This window comes from Marinisporobacter balticus, from assembly GCF_004345705.1.
GTDB classification, from domain to species: domain Bacteria; phylum Bacillota; class Clostridia; order Peptostreptococcales; family Thermotaleaceae; genus Marinisporobacter; species Marinisporobacter balticus.
In genome coordinates this window covers 1-17600 of record NZ_SLWV01000029.1, presented here as the reverse complement: position 1 = coordinate 17600, position 17600 = coordinate 1, and the positions used below count along the sequence as shown (strand labels likewise).

13 protein-coding genes are annotated in these 17600 nt (G+C 28.6%); 12 read left to right on the top strand and 1 reads right to left on the bottom strand.

The annotated features are described in order from the left end of the window. Positions 1 to 88 precede the first annotated feature (88 nt). The 12 genes from trmB to EV214_RS15300 all read left to right on the top strand — a co-directional run bounded on the left by trmB (position 89) and on the right by EV214_RS15300 (position 16922). Positions 89 to 724, top strand: a complete 636-nt coding sequence (trmB, locus tag EV214_RS15355; protein ID WP_132247323.1) for a tRNA (guanosine(46)-N7)-methyltransferase TrmB — start codon at positions 89 to 91, stop codon at positions 722 to 724. Positions 725 to 902: 178 nt separating this feature from the next. Next, positions 903 to 1937, top strand: coding sequence for an NAD-dependent epimerase/dehydratase family protein (locus EV214_RS15350; protein ID WP_132247321.1), 1035 nt, complete (start codon positions 903 to 905; stop codon positions 1935 to 1937). Further along, complete coding sequence (locus EV214_RS15345; RefSeq protein WP_132247319.1) at positions 1913 to 3127, top strand: hypothetical protein; 1215 nt, start codon at positions 1913 to 1915, stop codon at positions 3125 to 3127. Before EV214_RS15350 ends, EV214_RS15345 begins: the two co-directional genes overlap by 25 nt. A gap of 115 nt (positions 3128 to 3242) precedes the next feature. Then, positions 3243 to 3989: a hypothetical protein gene (locus tag EV214_RS15340; RefSeq protein ID WP_132247317.1), complete on the top strand. Its 747-nt coding sequence runs from the start codon at positions 3243 to 3245 to the stop codon at positions 3987 to 3989. Then, positions 3990 to 5819, top strand: a complete 1830-nt coding sequence (locus tag EV214_RS15335) for a DUF2194 domain-containing protein (protein WP_132247315.1) — start codon at positions 3990 to 3992, stop codon at positions 5817 to 5819. 4 nt (positions 5820 to 5823) lie between these two features. Next, positions 5824 to 7233: a GT4 family glycosyltransferase PelF gene (gene pelF / locus EV214_RS15330; RefSeq protein WP_132247313.1), complete on the top strand. Its 1410-nt coding sequence runs from the start codon at positions 5824 to 5826 to the stop codon at positions 7231 to 7233. A gap of 2 nt (positions 7234 to 7235) precedes the next feature. Beyond that, entirely contained in the window at positions 7236 to 8681 is a 1446-nt protein-coding gene (gene pelG / locus EV214_RS15325; RefSeq protein WP_165916409.1) for an exopolysaccharide Pel transporter PelG, read from the top strand. Between the two features lie 6 nt (positions 8682 to 8687). Beyond that, positions 8688 to 10409: a CotH kinase family protein gene (locus EV214_RS15320; protein WP_132247309.1), complete on the top strand. Its 1722-nt coding sequence runs from the start codon at positions 8688 to 8690 to the stop codon at positions 10407 to 10409. A gap of 29 nt (positions 10410 to 10438) precedes the next feature. After that, on the top strand, positions 10439 to 11143 hold the full coding sequence (locus EV214_RS15315) for a polyphosphate polymerase domain-containing protein (RefSeq protein WP_132247307.1): 705 nt from the start codon (positions 10439 to 10441) through the stop codon (positions 11141 to 11143). 25 nt (positions 11144 to 11168) lie between these two features. Continuing rightward, a complete protein-coding gene (locus EV214_RS15310) occupies positions 11169 to 11846 on the top strand; it encodes a DUF4956 domain-containing protein (RefSeq protein WP_132247305.1) in 678 nt (225 codons plus the stop codon). 24 nt (positions 11847 to 11870) lie between these two features. Further along, positions 11871 to 13994, top strand: a complete 2124-nt coding sequence (locus tag EV214_RS15305; protein WP_165916408.1) for a CotH kinase family protein — start codon at positions 11871 to 11873, stop codon at positions 13992 to 13994. A gap of 144 nt (positions 13995 to 14138) precedes the next feature. Next, positions 14139 to 16922: a hypothetical protein gene (locus tag EV214_RS15300; RefSeq protein ID WP_132247301.1), complete on the top strand. Its 2784-nt coding sequence runs from the start codon at positions 14139 to 14141 to the stop codon at positions 16920 to 16922. Positions 16923 to 17302: 380 nt separating this feature from the next. Here EV214_RS15300 and EV214_RS15295 read toward each other — a convergent pair. Then, positions 17303 to 17600: integrase core domain-containing protein (locus EV214_RS15295; protein WP_165916407.1), on the bottom strand; the 298-nt coding region annotated here is incomplete at its 5' end.

Genomic DNA, 17600 nt, shown 5'->3' with positions numbered 1-17600 from the left:
GTTTTGAGAAAAGATGCAATGAAAAATTTCTGAAATGAAAATATAAAAGCATTGTTGATTTTAAATATTTTATAATAAGGAGAGGAACATGAGAAGAAGAAAGAAAAAAGGAGCAGATAAAAAGCTACTGAGTTATACAGATTATGTAATTCAAAATCCTATAGAATTTAAGGGAAGATGGGGGAAAAAATTTGATAATGAAAATCCTATCTATTTAGAGTTAGGCATGGGTAGAGGAAAGTTTTTGACAACCCTTGCACAAAAATATAAAGATATTAATTTTATAGGAATAGAAATGAAGGAAGAAGTATTATTAAAAGCTGTTGAAAAGGCATATGAAAAGAGTGTAGAGAATATTCTTTTTATATGGGCAGATGCGAACAAATTAAGAGAATATTTTGATGATGGAGAACTCAAAAGGATATTTATCAACTTTTGTGACCCATGGCCTAAAAAAAGATGGGCAAAGAGAAGACTTACACATCACCGATTTTTAGATATTTATAAAAACATCCTTACCAATGAAGGAGAAATTCATTTTAAAACTGATAATGAAAAGCTCTTTGAGTTTTCATTAAATGAATTTTGCAATGTAGATCTCAAACTAAAAAATATTTCTCTCAATCTGAAAGAAAGTGAATTTGAAGAAAATATTACTACGGAGTATGAAGAAAAATTTATGGGGCAGGGACTTGAAATATATAGATGTGAAGGAAAGAAATAGATTTAAAAAGGCGACTAGGATAACCTGAAATTAAGTCGATCATCGACAATACTAGACAAAATATCCTATAATATCATATAATATAATATAAAACAAAATTTATAATAAAAACCAATAATGATATGACTACTATACATAGGTTGATATTTTAAGGGATGAATGCATAGGAGGAAATAAAATGAAAGTTCTTATCACAGGGGGATACGGATTTATAGGATCTCATGTTACTGAGAGATTTTATAAAGAAGGATATGAAATTTATATAATTGATAATCTTTCAACAGGAGATAAAGATCATGTGAAAATAAAGCATAAGTTTTATGAATTAGATGTAATAGATAGTAAGTGCCAAGAAGTTTTTTCAAATGTTAAGTTTGATGTAGTTATACATTTAGCAGCGCATATTGATGCAGTGGCGTCAGTAGAAAAACCATCTTTTGATGCTACGGCAAATATTTTGGGCTTAATCAATATGTTAGAACTATCAAGCAAGTATGATGTGAAAAAATTTATATTGGCATCATCGGCTGCAGTATATGGAAGTAATGAAGAGATACCTTTAATAGAGGATACATCGCTTAATCCGATATCTCCTTATGGGGTAAGTAAATTAACAGGAGAAAATTACTGCAAATTATGGAAAAACACATATGGATTAGAAACTGTTTGTCTTAGGTTTTCCAATGTATATGGACCAAGACAATCAGTAAAAGGTGAAGGGGGTGTTGTTGCTGTTTTTATGAACAATCTTTTTTTAGAAAAAGAATTGTGTATATATGGTACGGGTGAACAAACAAGAGATTTTATATATGTTGAGGATGTTGTAGATGCCATATACAAATCTTGTGATTATTCTTATAGTGATGTGATTAATGTATCTGTAGATACGCAATATAGTCTAATAAATTTAATAGATGCAATAAAAAATGTGCATGGTGATACAGATTTTAGACATGAACAATTAAGAAAAGGAGATATATTACACTCGAGACTATCTAACAAAAGAGCAAAAAAAGAATTAAATTGGACACCGCTGTATACTTTAAATAAAGGGATTTTTAAAACATATAAATGGTACGAGGAATATTTCAAGGAAAAGAATTTAGCAAAAGATAAAAATCATTATAATAAGGAACATGAAAATCTAGAAAAAGATGAGAAAAAAAAAAGAACTTATTCAAAAGACTCTTGCCATATATTGAAAATATATTAAGCTTTGTTATCATAGCACTTTTATCAGAATATGCTAAAACACAAGGCCGAGAAATTTCCGTAGATCTTAAATTAGCGTATATCATTGTTATAGGAACTGTGTATAGATCAAAACAGGTAGCTTTATCTATCGTCCTATCCTGTTTATTATTTATTTTTGAGAATAAAGATATAGGACATGATATGATCTCTCTCATTTATAACACAAATACGTTGATTCATTTTAGTTTATATATATTCGTAGGAACTGTATTAGGCTATGCTATAGATAATAGAATGGTTGAAATAGAAAATAAACAAGATGAAATAGAAGAAATAAAAGAAAAATTTAATTTTCTTTATGAAATGCATAATGAAAGTAAAATAGTCAGAAAAGAATTACAAGAACAGATTTTAAATGCAGAAGATAGCTTTGGAAAAATATATAAGATTACAAGCAAATTAGATGCATTAGAACCGGAAAAAGTATTTAGTGAAACGGTAGGTGTGATCGAAGAAATTATGAAAGTGAAGGATGTATTTATTTTTTCAGTTTCTAAAGGCGCCTATTATTTAAGACTGATATCAAACTCTAAAGATAGCAATATAAATATTTCTAAATCAATAAAGGTAAGCGATTATATTGAAATAAAAAAATTGATAGATACAAAAGAAATATTTATTAACAGGAACTTAAAAGAAGAATTGCCAATGATGATGGCACCAATTGTTGTGAACGATACAGTCGTAGCAATAATAGCAATTTATACTATGGAATTTGAGTCTATGGCCTTATATAAACAAAATCTTTTTAAAGTTATCACGGGTTTGATCACATCATCGCTTATACGCGCTTACGAGTATGATCAAGCAATTGATGCTGAAAAATATATTGATGGAACATCTGTTTTAAAACATGCACATTTTGATAAATTACTCCAAAGTAAAATTGTTGCAAAACAAAAAAATAATACGCAATTTATATTATTAAAGATCATAGAGAAGCAATGGAGAAGTAAAATGATAGGGGAGAACCTGAAAAATGCAATAAGAGAGTTAGATTATGTAGGGGTAAATAGCAAAGATGAGTTATTTGTATTGGCATCGAATACAAAATTAGAAGAGTCTAAATTTCTTATTGAAAGGTTTGAAAAAATGAATATTCATGCAAAAACGATAGAAAAGGATGAATATGATGGTATTGCTTCTTAAAATACATTTATTGATAAGTGGTTTTATGTTTTTTTTAGGAATGAATAGAATAAATAAACAAGAAAGATTTTGTAATTTTATGATTGCGCTATTTTTTCCTATAGGTGGGCATTTGATGGTTTTAATACTATACTTATTAAGAAATAGAAAAGTCAAAAGCATTGAAGATGAGGATGAGGAAGAAAGGTTTCATATACTGTTTACAGATAGATTTAGTATAGAGCGAGATACTAGAATTGTTCCGCTTGAGGAAACATTGCTTATGAATGATACAAAAATAAAAAGACATCAATTATTAGATGCTATGAAAAGAGATTCTAGTGGATATATTAATATTTTTAAAATAGCATTGAGAGATGAAGATGTTGAAACATCACATTATGCAGCATCTGCAATAGACAAAATAAAGAGAGAATTTGATTTAAAACTGCAACAATTTTCTGTAGCGTATGAAAAAAATAAAACGGATGAGAAATTATCAAAAGAATATTCTCAGTTCCTTGATGAATATATAAACAGTAATTTATTAGATGAAGACGAATATGAATATAAAATAATTATGGGTATACATATTCAGGTAATAGAAAATATTTTAAAAATAACTGAAGATAAAGATAAATATTATAAAAAGATTATTGATATTTTATTTAAGATAAAAGATTTAGAAAGAGCAAGAAAATATTGTGAAGAATTTATTGAAAATTATAAAACAGAAGATGCTTATATGGTGAATTTAAGATATTATTTTTTGATAAAAGACAAAGAAAATTTCAAAAAATGTTTTGAAAATTTATTGAAATCTTCAATAAAACTTTCTAATAAAGGGCTTGAAATAATTAGATTTTGGTTGGGGGCTAGTTAAATGGCGTATAAAAAAACGATATTTTTCATATTGTTATTTGTTAGTATTCTGGCAGCTTCAATTTCAATTACAGGATCAGAATTTCTTATGAAGCTAAACTCAAATAAAAATATAACGATTATGGATTACGATAAAGAATCAGGAAAACAAATGGATCAGCAGATATTTGAAAATATTCCTTCACGTAAATATTTGGTTATATATGATTCAAAAAAAGAATATTTGATGGATTCAAAAAGATATATTCAAAATATACTTGATTATACAAAAAAAGAGTATGATCTTATAGATGTAGAAGATGTTTCACAGATTAATCATGAATACAATGCGGTTATAATGGTAATAGAAGATATCAATAGACTCAAAGATATTGATAATCTTATGAAATATATCTTAGAAGGAGGCAATGTTTTTTTTCCTTATAAGTTAGAAGATGTAGGTAGTTTTTCAAGTATTAGTAGGAAATTAGGGATTCTCGACTCTGGAGAATATGTGGATGCAAGTGGGATTCGTTTATTAGATAATGTGATGATTAAAGGGAAAGGATTTGAAATAACTGAAAGAAGATTAATGGAAAACGCATCTTTAACAGTGACATTAACAAATGATTGTAAGCGATATGCAGAGTCTATAGAAGGTACACAATTGTTGTGGAAAAAACCTTATGGACAAGGAAATATTGTCTATTTTAATGGCACGATGTTAGATGATAAAACGAGTAAAGGCTTTATAGCAGGAGCCCTTAGTTTACTTGAAGAAGATTATATTTATCCAATTATGAATACGAAAATTAGTATTATAGATGATTTTCCAGCACCTTTTCCACTCGGGAAAAATAAAAATATTCAAAATGAATTTGATGGGACAGTACCAGAGTTTTTTAGAGATGTTTGGTGGCCAGATATGTTGGAATTATCATATAAATATAATTTGAAATATACAGGCGTTATTATTGGAACTTATGATGATGATGTTGAAAATATAACACCAGATGGCTTTCATTTAAATATGAAGGATCTCGTTTATTATGGTAGAGAATTACTGAATGCAGGTGGAGAAATAGGAATACATGGCTATAATCATCAGCCATTATCAACGCAAGCGTTTATTGATCAAGAACTTGGCTATAAACCCTGGGGAAATAAAGATGTGATGATAAAATCTATACAAGAGGTAAACAAATTAGCGAAAAAGGCTTTTCCAAATTATGCGTTTCGCGTGTATGTTCCCCCTTCGAATATATTATATCCAGAAGGGAAGAAAGCACTTTTAGAATCAAACACAGATATTAAGATCGTATCATCAGTAAATAATGGAGATGGAGATCCTGATTCGTATGTACAAGAATTTCAAGTATCCGCTGATGGCATGATTGAATTGCCAAGACTTACTTCTGGAGGTGAAAATTCAGATGAAAATAGGTGGGGCATATTAAATGGCATCACAGCTTATGGATGTTTTTCTCATTTTATTCACCCAGACGATGTATTAGATGATAATAGAAATCACGGTAAAGGATGGAGAGAACTTTTTAAAAGCTATACGCAACTCAATAAGGATTTATTCAATAATTATAGATGGTTAAGAGCAATGACTGCGTCGGATGGTGCAAATGCAATGATGAAGTATTTAAAATGTGAACCTAAATATGAAATGAGAGATCATTATATGAAGATTTATTGTAATAATTTTTATGATGAAGCGTACTTCATTCTAAGGACTGAAAAAGAGATAGAATCTCTTGAAGATTGTGATATAGAGAAAATAGATGAAAATATTTATTTAGTAAAGGTAAATGAATCGATATGTAAAATAAACTATAGAAGGTGATAAAATGCGTATTTGCATATTTGCAGAAGGTAGTTATCCCTATGTTTTAGGAGGGGTATCTAGCTGGATTGATACATTAGCTAGATCTTGTCCGGAACATGAATTTATTATCTATGCGATTAGTGCAGAATCTAAGAATAAAGGTCAATATAGATATCAATTACCTCAAAATATTGTAGAAATCAAGGATGTTTTTCTAGATGAAATAGAACTTAGGGGAAAAGAAAAAGGAAAAAGATATAAGCTGGAAGAAAAACAGTATCAAGCGATAAAAGAGCTTATGAATGGAGAACAATTTTCTTGGAATGATATTTTTAAAATTTTTAAAGAGAAAAGTTTTAAAAATATAGCAGATTTTTTTATGAGCAAAAATGTATTTGATATTATCAAAAATACATACATCGAAAAATATCCATATACACCTTTTACAGAATTTATTTGGACAATCCGTTCAATGTATTTATGTTTGTTTTATTTGTTGATGCAGAATTTACCAGAAGCGGATATATATCATAGCGTTTCTACTGGATATGCTGGCGTATTAGCAAGTTATGGAAAATATTTATTTAATAAACCCTACATATTATCAGAACATGGGATATATACAAGAGAAAGAGAAGAAGAAATTATCAGAGCTGACTGGGTAAAGGGATATTATAAAGATATGTGGATTAAATATTTTTATAATTTGTCTCATTGTGCTTACGATAACGCAGATGTTATAACATCTTTATTCAATAACAATAAACAATTACAAATAGAATTAGGTGCAAAAGAAGAAAAAATTTGTATTATACCAAATGGTGTTGATATTAAAAGATTTTATGATTTACCTACTAAAGAAGATAAAAGTATTATTAACATTGGAGCGATTATTAGAGTGGTTCCAATAAAAGATATAAAGACGATGCTACGAAGTTTTAGCTTTGTTAAAAAGGAAATCAAAGAAGCTGTATTTTATATAATGGGACCTACTGAAGAAGATCCAGAGTACTATGAAGAATGTTTGCAAATGGCAAAATATATGAATTTAGAAGATGTACATTTTACAGGTGCGATCAATATAACAGAGTATATTGGAAAAATGGATATGCTTGTATTAACCAGTATAAGTGAAGGACAGCCTATTGCACTTATGGAGGGTATGGCAGCAAGAAAGCCTCATGTTTCTACAAATGTAGGAGATTGTCAGGATTTATTATATGGTAGAGATGATGGTTATGGAAATGCTGGGTTTGTAGAGTATGTAATGGATTATAACAGTATAGCAAAATCTATCATAAAATTATGCAATGATGAAAATCTAAGGCTGAATATGGGACAAAATGGGTACGATCGAATTTCAGATTTATATAGAAAAGAAGATTTTATAATGCACTATAAAAATCTATATCAGAAGCTTGGAAGTGAATAATTGTGGCAGGAATAGGATTTGAGTTGAAGAAACTTTTTAAAGATAAAGGATTACTTTCTACGATAAGAGCATATTTATACTCTACATTTGTTACTGTAGGACCTATTATTATTAGTGTTTTGGTGATAACGATGTTACAATTTCTGTTAAAATATATAGGGATAGAAACGAATAAAAGAGAACTATTACAAGTAACGATTATGTATGCATTTATTTTTGCGGTGATTATATCTAGTGGTTATTGTATGATGCTATCACGTTATTTATCAGATCGATTATATATGCAAAAAAAAGAAGATATTTTACCTGCACTTTATGGGTCACTCACAACCATTATTATCATTTGTGGTATTATAGGAATTTTATTCTATTATCGATCACCTATTGATATTGTATATAAAATTTTTTCTTATATTTTGTTTGTAGGGCTTACAGTTGAGATGATATTAGGGGTATATGTATCAGCTATTAAAGAATTTAAAAAAGTTGCTTTTAGTTTTTTATATGGAACAATATTAGGACTTATAACAGGATATATACTTATAAAATACAAAGGTGTAGATGAAATTTTATCTGTAGTGATTGGTTTTGATTTGTGTATTTTAGTTGTAATCATTATATTAGCAAATGAAATTCAAAAGTATTTTAGAGAAAAAAGTTTATTATATTTTAATTTTATAAAATATTTCGAAAGATTTTATTTGATATTTTTAACGAATTTATTTTTTACAATGGGTTTATATGTGCATAATTTTGCATTTTGGATGATGCCTGAAATCAATCGAATCATAGAAGGGACTTATGTTTATACACCATTATATGATATACCTGCAGCATATGCATTTTTAAGTAGTATTCCAACGATGATCATATTTGTTGTAAAGGTTGAAACGGGCTTTTATGAAAAATACAAAAATTATTTTGCATTAATAAATCATCGAGGTGCATATGAAGATATTGAAGTAGCAAAAAGACAGATGATAAAAGCTGTATATAGAGAAGTTGTTTATATTATGAAGATACAACTAGTATTTACTATTGGTTTTTTAATTGTAGGAATTAAATTATTGCCGTTTATAGGATTTACTTCAAATATGATAAATATTTATAGCATTTTAGTTTTAGGATATTATTGTGTCATCATTATGTTTGTAATTATGACAATACTGCTTTACTATGATCATAAGAAAGCAGCATGTTTCGTGACACTAAGTTTTGTTATGACTAGCTTTGTATTTACACTAATGAGTATGTATATAGGGCAAAATAGCTATGGCTTAGGTTTCTTTATGTCAGGGTTAGTGTCTTTGGTATTTGCTATTATGGAGCTTGAAAAATATTTTAACGATATTGAATACCATGTTTTTTGTATTCAGACTGGGTTTAAAGAAGCTGATGAAGGGAAGCTGAGTCATTTTATTGATAAAATGAATAAAATAGGAGGCTAGTTTCAGATGAGAAATATTCCGTGGGGCCTTAGCTTAGCTTTCTTTATATTGATATCAATGATTATGTTTGCAGGGGTATCGATAGAAAAAGGAAACGAGATTACACAAAAAGAATTAGATAAAGAGTACTTAGAAAAACAAGAATATGAAAAAGAACAATGGGATAATCCACTCAATGATATTAAACTTACGGATAATAAAGATTTATACAAAGAAGATCATGATACGCATGTAGATAAAATTTATATTACGGTATTGCCACCCAAAAATAAAGAAACTGTGAATTTTGAAGAATTAAATAATAGTGGTAAAAATATGGACTATGATTATACATCTGATGCTTTTGATAAAGTAGCTAAAATTATTTTTGAAGCACATGAACCTAGTAATGGGAATGCATATGACCAAGCGAATGCTACGATGGAATTAAGGGGACAAACGGCGCGTATGTACCCACAGAAATCATACAAGATAAAATTATTTAAAGATACTGAAAAGTGGATTGATTTTCATACCATTAATTTTAACAAACATTATCCAGATTCTTTGAGAATAAAGAATAAATTGTCTTATGATTATTTTGAGTTGTTAGACGATTTTGTGAGTTTAAGAACGAGGTTTGTTAGATTGTATATTAAGGATTTATCATCAAAAAAATCAGTTGAAAGATTTGAAGATTATGGACTCTATACTTTTATTGAACAACCGAATAAAAAGTTTTTAAAAAGACACAATTTAGATCAAAATGCAAACCTTTATAAAATAGAAAACTTTGAATTTTATAGATATGCTGATCATATAAAAACAAAAGAAGATATTACCTATGATAGCAATAAATTTGAGGAGATATTAGAGATCAGGGGAAATGATCATCATGAAAAGCTAATAGAAATGCTAGATGCTGTAAATGATTATGGGAGAGATATAAATGAAGTAGTAGACCAATATTTTGATAGAGATAATTTGATGACTTGGCTTGCTGTCAATATTTTGTTTGATAATTATGATACGATTAGTCGAAACTTTTTATTGTATAGTCCTTTGAATGCAAATAAATGGTTTTTTATTCCATGGGATTATGATAAGGCGTGGACAAATACACCTTATAGAGGAAAGTGGCAAAGAGGAGTATCTAATTATTGGGGGATGGTCTTATTTAATAGATTGTTTAAAGACAGAAATAATGTGAATGAACTTAGTAAAAAAATTGAAGACTTATCAAGTATTATTAATGAGGAAAATACTAAAAAATTTTTAGAAAACTATTATAAAGTTGTAAAAGAAAATGTTTTAGTAGCACCAGATAGAAACTATCTAAAAAATACAATTTCACAATACAAGCGTGAATATGATGGACTTTCTTCTATAACAGAGCAAAATAAAGTATATTATTATAAATCGCTTGAGAATCCAATGCCATTTTATCTTGGAGAACCGATATATGAAAATGAAGGATATACTTTCACATGGGAAGCATCTTATGACATTGATGACGATGAAATAGCTTATGATTTTTTATTAAGCAAAGACAATCAATTTAAAAATATTGTCGCAACCTTTAAAAATTTAGAAAATACAAGTTGCAATGTTAAAAATTTAGAAAATGGTCAGTATTATTGGAAAGTAATCGCTTATGATACAAAGGGAAATTGGCAGGAAGCATTTGACAATCATTTTGAGGAGGACATTATAACAGGAACGAAGAAATTAATTGTTCATAAAGAATAAATTTTATTGTTTATGAAAAAGGAGATAAAATGAAATACGGTGAAAAATCATTAAGACATGAATTGAAATATTTTATAAATATGCATGAATATAGATATTTAAAAGAACGGCTTTTAGGTAGTTTAAAAAGAGATCAACATGGGCTTATAGATGATGGATATCATATACGGAGCTTGTATTTTGATGATGTGTATAATAGTGCTTTTAATGAAAAAGAATTAGGCGTATTTAAAAGAAAAAAATATAGAATTCGTATATATAATATTACGGATCAATCCATAAAATTAGAAAAAAAAAGTAAGTATGGAATGTATATTAACAAAGACACAATCAATATTACTAAAAATGAATTTTATAAGCTATTAGAAGGAAAAAATGAATTTTTAATACAATCGAATCGTAGAATGCTTGAAGAATTTTATGTTGAAATTAAAACGAAGTTATTAAAACCTGTAGTGATCGTAGATTATGAAAGAGAAGCATATATTTTAGAGGCTGGCAATGTAAGGATTACTTTTGATAAAAATTTAAGTGTAGGGATCAATTCTTTTGATATATTTGATAAAAATATTGCAATGAAGACGATCTTCGATAAACCAATCATGATTATGGAGGTTAAATATGATTCTTTTTTGCCAAATCATGTTAGGAATCTACTGCAAATAGATCATCATAATATTTCAGCAGCATCTAAATATGTAATGTGTAAAAAAATGATTGATCATTATAAATAAAGAAAACTTATCATAGGAGGAAAGAATGAATAATTTAGGATTTCAAGATATTATAAAAAAGAGCGTACTAAAATTAGCAAATTTCTCAGATTTGTCGATGATTAATATTTTAATAGGCCTATCGATTACGCTATTGGTTTCATTGTTTATATTTTATATTTATAAAATTACCTTTGAAGGTGTTGTATATAGTCATAGTTTTAACACATCACTTGTGTTATTATCACTGATCACGTCACTCGTGATTATGACAATTAGTTCAAACATCGTATTGTCATTAGGTATGGTAGGTGCGCTAAGTATTGTTAGATTTAGAGCTGCTATAAAAGATCCTAAGGATATTGTTTTTATGTTTTGGGCAATTGCAACAGGAATCGCATCAGGGGCAGGAATATATACTGTTTCAGTAGGGGGGTCATTATTCATAGGAATGGTTTTGATCGTCATGTCAAGTAAAAAATTTCAGCATAGCACATATTTACTCATTATTAAGTATGAAGATCGTGTAAAGGAGAGTATATTACCTATTTTAAACAAATTACAATATGTATTAAAGTCAAAAACTGTTTCAAATCAAAAGATTGAACTAACGTTAGAGTTGAAAAGAGTAGGAGAGAATACTTCTTTTGTAGAAACATTATCATCTATAGAAGGGGTAGATAGTGCGATATTAGTAAAATATAATGGAGATTATGCAGAATAATTTATTGAAATGGAGGTAGACTTTATGAAGCGTTGGATGAAAATGGGCATTATTGCTATTATAACTTTTACAATGCTAGTTTTGGGAGTTTATCTCTATGTAGAATATAATAGCAAAGCTGTTTTTGAGGAAAGCTATGATGCAGAGAATTGGAAAAATCCACTTAAAAATATGGGTATAAAAGATGCGGACTATATATATGAAGAGGATGAACAAGTAGAAGCAGAGAAGCTATATGTTACGATTGTAAATAAGAGTGACAAAGGAAAAAAGGAAATTTTTTTCGAAAGTGGAGAAAAAAACTTATTGGAACATGCTATTATTACGAGAGAACCGAATGCATCTATCGAAATAAGAGGAAAAGAATCTGAAGAAGCACCTCAAAGTTCATTTAAAATAAGATTATTTGATAGAGAAGGCTTATGGCACAACCAAAATATTATTAATTTAAACAAATATTATTTTGATTCGCTTAGAATACGCAATAAATTATCCTTTGATTATTTTAAGATGATACCGAATATAACAAGCTTTAGAACGAGATTTGTAACATTGTATGTAAAGGATTTAACAAAGAAAAAACAAGAAATGAAATTTGAAGATTATGGTTTGTTTACGCAGATAGAACAACCCAATAAATTGTTTTTGAAAAACCATGAATTAGATCTTAATGGGCAGTTATATGAAGCGGAAAGTTTTAACTTTTCAAGATATCCAGATGTTATAATGGATAAAAAAGATAATCGATATGCTAAGAAAAAATTTGAAAAAGTTTTAGAAATTAATGGCAATGAAGATCATAAAAAATTGATCAACATGCTAGAGGCTGTAAATGATTATAGTAAAGATATTAATGGAGTTGTAGATGAATATTTTGATAAAGAAAATTATTTAACATGGATAGCCGTAAATATTTTATTTGACAATTATAAAACTTCTTCAAAGAATTTTTTTCTATATAGTCCTCTAAATGGACAAAAATGGTATTTTATGCCATGGGATTATGATCAAGCGTGGAATTTTGAAGAAAATAGACCTAAATGGCAAAAAGGTTTGTCTGTATATTGGGATAATGTATTGCATAGAAGATTTTTTGAAGAGAAGGAAAATGTGGAAGCATTGAATAAAAAAATTGAAGAATTGTCGGGTATTATAAATAAAGAACAAACACAAAAATTTTTAGATAGTTATTATGATATTTTGTTATCGAATATTACAAAATTATCTGACCTTAAATATTTACCGGTTACGTTAGATGAATATAAAAGGGAATATGAAGATATTTCTAACATGACAGAAAGAAACAAATTTCAGTATTATGAATTATTAGAAAATCCAATGCCATTTTGCTTGTTAGAGCCAAAGCGTAATAAGAATAGATATATTTTTAAGTGGAATAAAGCATATGATATTCAAGGAGATCAGTTATATTATGATTTTGAATTAAGCTATGATAGAAATTTTTCTAATATAATAAAGCAGATCAAAGATATCAAAGATTTAAAGGTTGTGGTTGAAGTTGAAGATATTAAAAATACCATTTGCTATTGGCGTGTGATCGCAAGAGATAAAAAAGGAAATACGCAAATAGCATATGATATAGAAAGAGATGAATATGGACAAAAATATTATGGAATAAAACAATTAGATACAGATAATATAAGCGAAGTATCCGAGTCAGAGCTTGAATTAGAAGGAACTAAAGATACAGAGGAAACAAAAAATGAAGTATCACAGACTATACCGAAAGAAGAAATAAATAAAAATGAAAATGTTGTTGAAAATAATATTAAACCTAAAATTATATATATGAGATATAAGGTAAGACCAGGAGATACATTATTCTTGATTAGCAGGAAATTCTATGGATATAATGGAATGGTAGAAGCAATAAGAAGATTAAATAATATTAAGGATGTAAGTAATTTACGCGTTGGTACTAGATTAAAGCTTCCTAATACTTCACGAGGACCTATAAAGCAAAAAATTGAAGTCCCTTTAACTTATAAATTAAAACCAGGAGAAACATTATTCTCTGTTAGTATGAAGTTTTATGGTACACAAGAGAAGATTGAAGAAATAAAAAAATTAAATAATATTGATGATATTAATAATATATTTGTAGGGACACTATTAAAATTACCTTAGAATCAAAATATATTATAATATTAACAGAAATTAAATGCTCATTGGTTAAAAAACAATGTCAGCGCTTCAAAAGGAGAAAAATATTGAATGAAAGCGCTGACATTTTGCTTTATAAAAAATTATGAATGGAGAGGAAGATAAATAATGAAGCGGAATAAAAAGACAATTTTGATAATAAGCTCTTTAATTCTTCTTGTTTTTCAATTGACGAGTTGTTATGCAACAGAGCCAAATATAGATCCTTTATCTGTGGAAGAAGAAAGGGTTGAAATTCCGAAAGAATATGTAGCAGAACATAGCAAAAGCGCAGGCATTATCAATACGAATGGACAACTTTCACTAGATAAAAAATATAATCCTGTCAATAATTTTTTAATTTATTATGGAAGATTGGACATGAGTAAAATCTCTGATTATTCCAAATATGATTTTATGATTGTTTCAGATACAGATTTTGAAAATGTATCAAAAGTAAGAGCACAAGGTTGTAAAATATTTCAATATATAGCTTTTGGAAGTAACTTTCAAGATACGGATGTAGCTATGAACAATATTAAAAGAGAAATCGATCTGCTAAAAAGTAGAGGGTTAGCGGATGGTATATTTTTAGATGAATGTGATATAGCTTATTGGGAACGAAATGCTTATAGTCAACCAGACAAAGTGAAAATATTTTATGATAGATTAAAAGAAGTGACAGAATATACGAAACATATAGGATTTGAAACTGTTGTCAATGGAAGTAGAGCCTATGCAGAACTTGGAGATTACTATTTGTGGGAGGATTATTTGACTTATTGGGAAAGTAATGCTTTAAAGTGGAGCAGTATCAAAACTGGTAGAGAAATAAACGAAAATGGCGTTTTAAATTACGGTTTGATGCTTTCAGATTGGCATTTAGAAGGGAGTTGTAAATTTGATGGAGAATCTATTGTAGATGGTGCTAATGGTGCAATTGATATTACAATAGATATGGATAAAATGGTGCTTCCACAAGACCAAAAGAGTAGATATGATTGGGGATATTTTGAATGGTTTGGATCAGGAGCTACAGATGAGACTTGTAAGGTAGAAGCTTGGATTGGAGAAGCATTACCATTTAATGAAACCACATGGGAAAAATTGTCTGATGCTTATAAAGGTAGACCTAGATATTGGAATGGTATTGATCAAAACTCCAAATATTTAAAATTAAGAATGACATTCAATGGTGCTAGTGATTTAAAAATAAAGGATATACTTCTAACTTTTGGTTATACATATGATTACTGGGATATGTCTAAGAATAATGAAGAAGAAGAAAGTAACCCGCATATATGGAATTACAACAATGCAAAAAGAGACTATTTGTTAGAAAAAGTAGATGAAAAAGGAAATGCCGTAAAAGTATTAACGCATACCTTTGGAGACGAAGGCGACGAAAATAAAAATATGTATACGTATTTGACATCAAAAATATGGAACTATTATGCATATGATTATGTACATCCGAATATGCAAATTGTGTATAACACGGAGAAAATGGATAATCCAATAGGGTTATTATTAAAAAGAGAAGGTGAAAACAAAGGTTATTTTACAGGAGCAGTTGCTACGGTAGATCTATATCGACATACTTATGATTTAGAAAGAGAGGAACCAGCTTATTGGTATGATAAAGCGATACAAATTGATGGGAATTTTGACGATTGGACGAATGTGGATGTCTGTTATGAAAGTCCGAAACAAGTAGAGGAGATCAAAAATGAATCTTGGTATATAGATCCTGAAAACTACAGTGACGGACAATTTAACAATATTGAAATCATAGATGACGATGGATATGGTGTCCTTAAGTTAATAGAAAAAGGTGTTGGAACTTGGATTAGTCCTGTTATTTCAGCAGATGATGATGAAAATAAGGTGATTATGAAAGAAATTAATTGGGATGGTGGAGGAGAAGGAAGTATAGATTATTATATCCAGTATAAAAAGTATAATGGAGAGTGGACGGACTGGATCGATATTTCTAAATCAAATGATTATAAAAAAATAAATTTTGTTGCATTTAAAGTTAAAATTAAATTAGAAGGCGTACCTTCTTATGTTGAAACAGTAACTTGGGAAGACGACGAGGGGGAGCCATTTTATGAAGATGTAGAACACGATGGTATAAGCTTTTGGGGTTCTGAACATAAATGGGGAACTTATGCAAATAATACGATAAAGAAAATATCTATTACAGATGATCGTAAAAATATGTATGTAGCCTTTGAATCAGAGGAAGAAATAAAATTTGATAAAGAGGATGGAAATAAATATATTATGTTCATTGATGTATACGGTGACTATAAAAAAGGCTATAAGCAAGATCAATGGGAGAAATCATCAGGGGTGAATTTTAAAGTAGAAAATGATAAGTTCTTTGTTTGGAATGATGATAGAGGAAGATGGATAGAAAATGAAGAATCTACTATAATTTATAAACTAAGTGAAAATAAGAAAAAAATAGAATATTGTATTAGTAAAGAAGCATTAGATGGACTAGATAAGGCTAATTTAAAGTTATATATGCAGGTAGAAAACATGAAAAATGGAGCTGTTGTGTTTATTCCATCAATCACTAATGAAGAGAAAAGTGATATTTTATATAGTCAAAAAAATTATGAAATGAAAATACCTCACGGATGGTATACATCAAATGAAATGGTTTTAAATGAAGAAACAAAAACAGTAACTTTAAAATGGAAAGAAAAAAAACCATCAAATACGAATATTAAGACTTGGATAAGAACAAGAAAACAAAATGAAAATTGGACAGATTGGATAGAAGTAAAAAATGAAGAAAAAGTTAACACAGAAAATGCGATAAGGTATCAATATTGTTTTGGGCTATATACAAATGATGGTAAAAATACACCTGTTGTTGACAAAATTCAAGTAAAGTGATTTGCTAAAGCTTTATAAATTAATAAAAAGGAACTAAAATATATCGAGTAAGCGATGGAACAAATAGCGTAAAATACGAAATAAGGCACGATCTGCTGATAAATAGCAAATTGTGCCTTATTTATTTTATAAAGGTAAGCGTAAATTCTATAGTGGTCCCTTTGTCAAGACAACTATTTTAAAATTCTTAATGAACCATATTTTCACATTTGCTCAATGGGCTTATTAAAACAACATTTAGTAGTAATTCCCTTTAGCTAGCCTGTAGCTGGATATGTTACAAAGTCAAGGAAAGAGACGTCACTCTCTCAGCTTTAGGCCTAGGCCTTCACTTTAGGAACACAAGAAGCTAAAATTGTGGATCAGGGAAATACAGCTTGTTAAGTTACTTTTTTAAATCTATAATAAACTTTATAAGGTGTTTGATAATCATGTGCTTGGTAAGGATGTTCCTCATTGTATAATTTCATAAATCTATTAATACCAGCGCTAAGCACTTTGGGTGTGCCATAATGATAAATATAAATAGCATCATATTTCAAAGTTCTAAAGAATCTTTCCACAATAACATTATCAGCCCAATGTCCTTTTCCATCCATGCTTATGAGAATATCATTTTCTTTTAAAAGTGAAGTATATTCATGACTTGTAAACTGGCTACCTTGGTCACTATTAATA

What these genes read in the sequence shown, in the direction of transcription:
- trmB (WP_132247323.1), top strand. Translation starts at nt 89, where the DNA reads ATGAGAAGAAGAAAGAAAAAAGGAGCAGATAAAAAGCTACTGAGTTAT.
- EV214_RS15350 (WP_132247321.1), top strand. Translation starts at nt 903, where the DNA reads ATGAAAGTTCTTATCACAGGGGGATACGGATTTATAGGATCTCATGTT.
- EV214_RS15340 (WP_132247317.1), top strand. Translation starts at nt 3,243, where the DNA reads ATGGTTTTAATACTATACTTATTAAGAAATAGAAAAGTCAAAAGCATT.
- EV214_RS15335 (WP_132247315.1), top strand. Translation starts at nt 3,990, where the DNA reads ATGGCGTATAAAAAAACGATATTTTTCATATTGTTATTTGTTAGTATT.
- pelF (WP_132247313.1), top strand. Translation starts at nt 5,824, where the DNA reads ATGCGTATTTGCATATTTGCAGAAGGTAGTTATCCCTATGTTTTAGGA.
- EV214_RS15320 (WP_132247309.1), top strand. Translation starts at nt 8,688, where the DNA reads ATGAGAAATATTCCGTGGGGCCTTAGCTTAGCTTTCTTTATATTGATA.
- EV214_RS15315 (WP_132247307.1), top strand. Translation starts at nt 10,439, where the DNA reads ATGAAATACGGTGAAAAATCATTAAGACATGAATTGAAATATTTTATA.
- EV214_RS15310 (WP_132247305.1), top strand. Translation starts at nt 11,169, where the DNA reads ATGAATAATTTAGGATTTCAAGATATTATAAAAAAGAGCGTACTAAAA.
- EV214_RS15305 (WP_165916408.1), top strand. Translation starts at nt 11,871, where the DNA reads ATGAAGCGTTGGATGAAAATGGGCATTATTGCTATTATAACTTTTACA.
- EV214_RS15300 (WP_132247301.1), top strand. Translation starts at nt 14,139, where the DNA reads ATGAAGCGGAATAAAAAGACAATTTTGATAATAAGCTCTTTAATTCTT.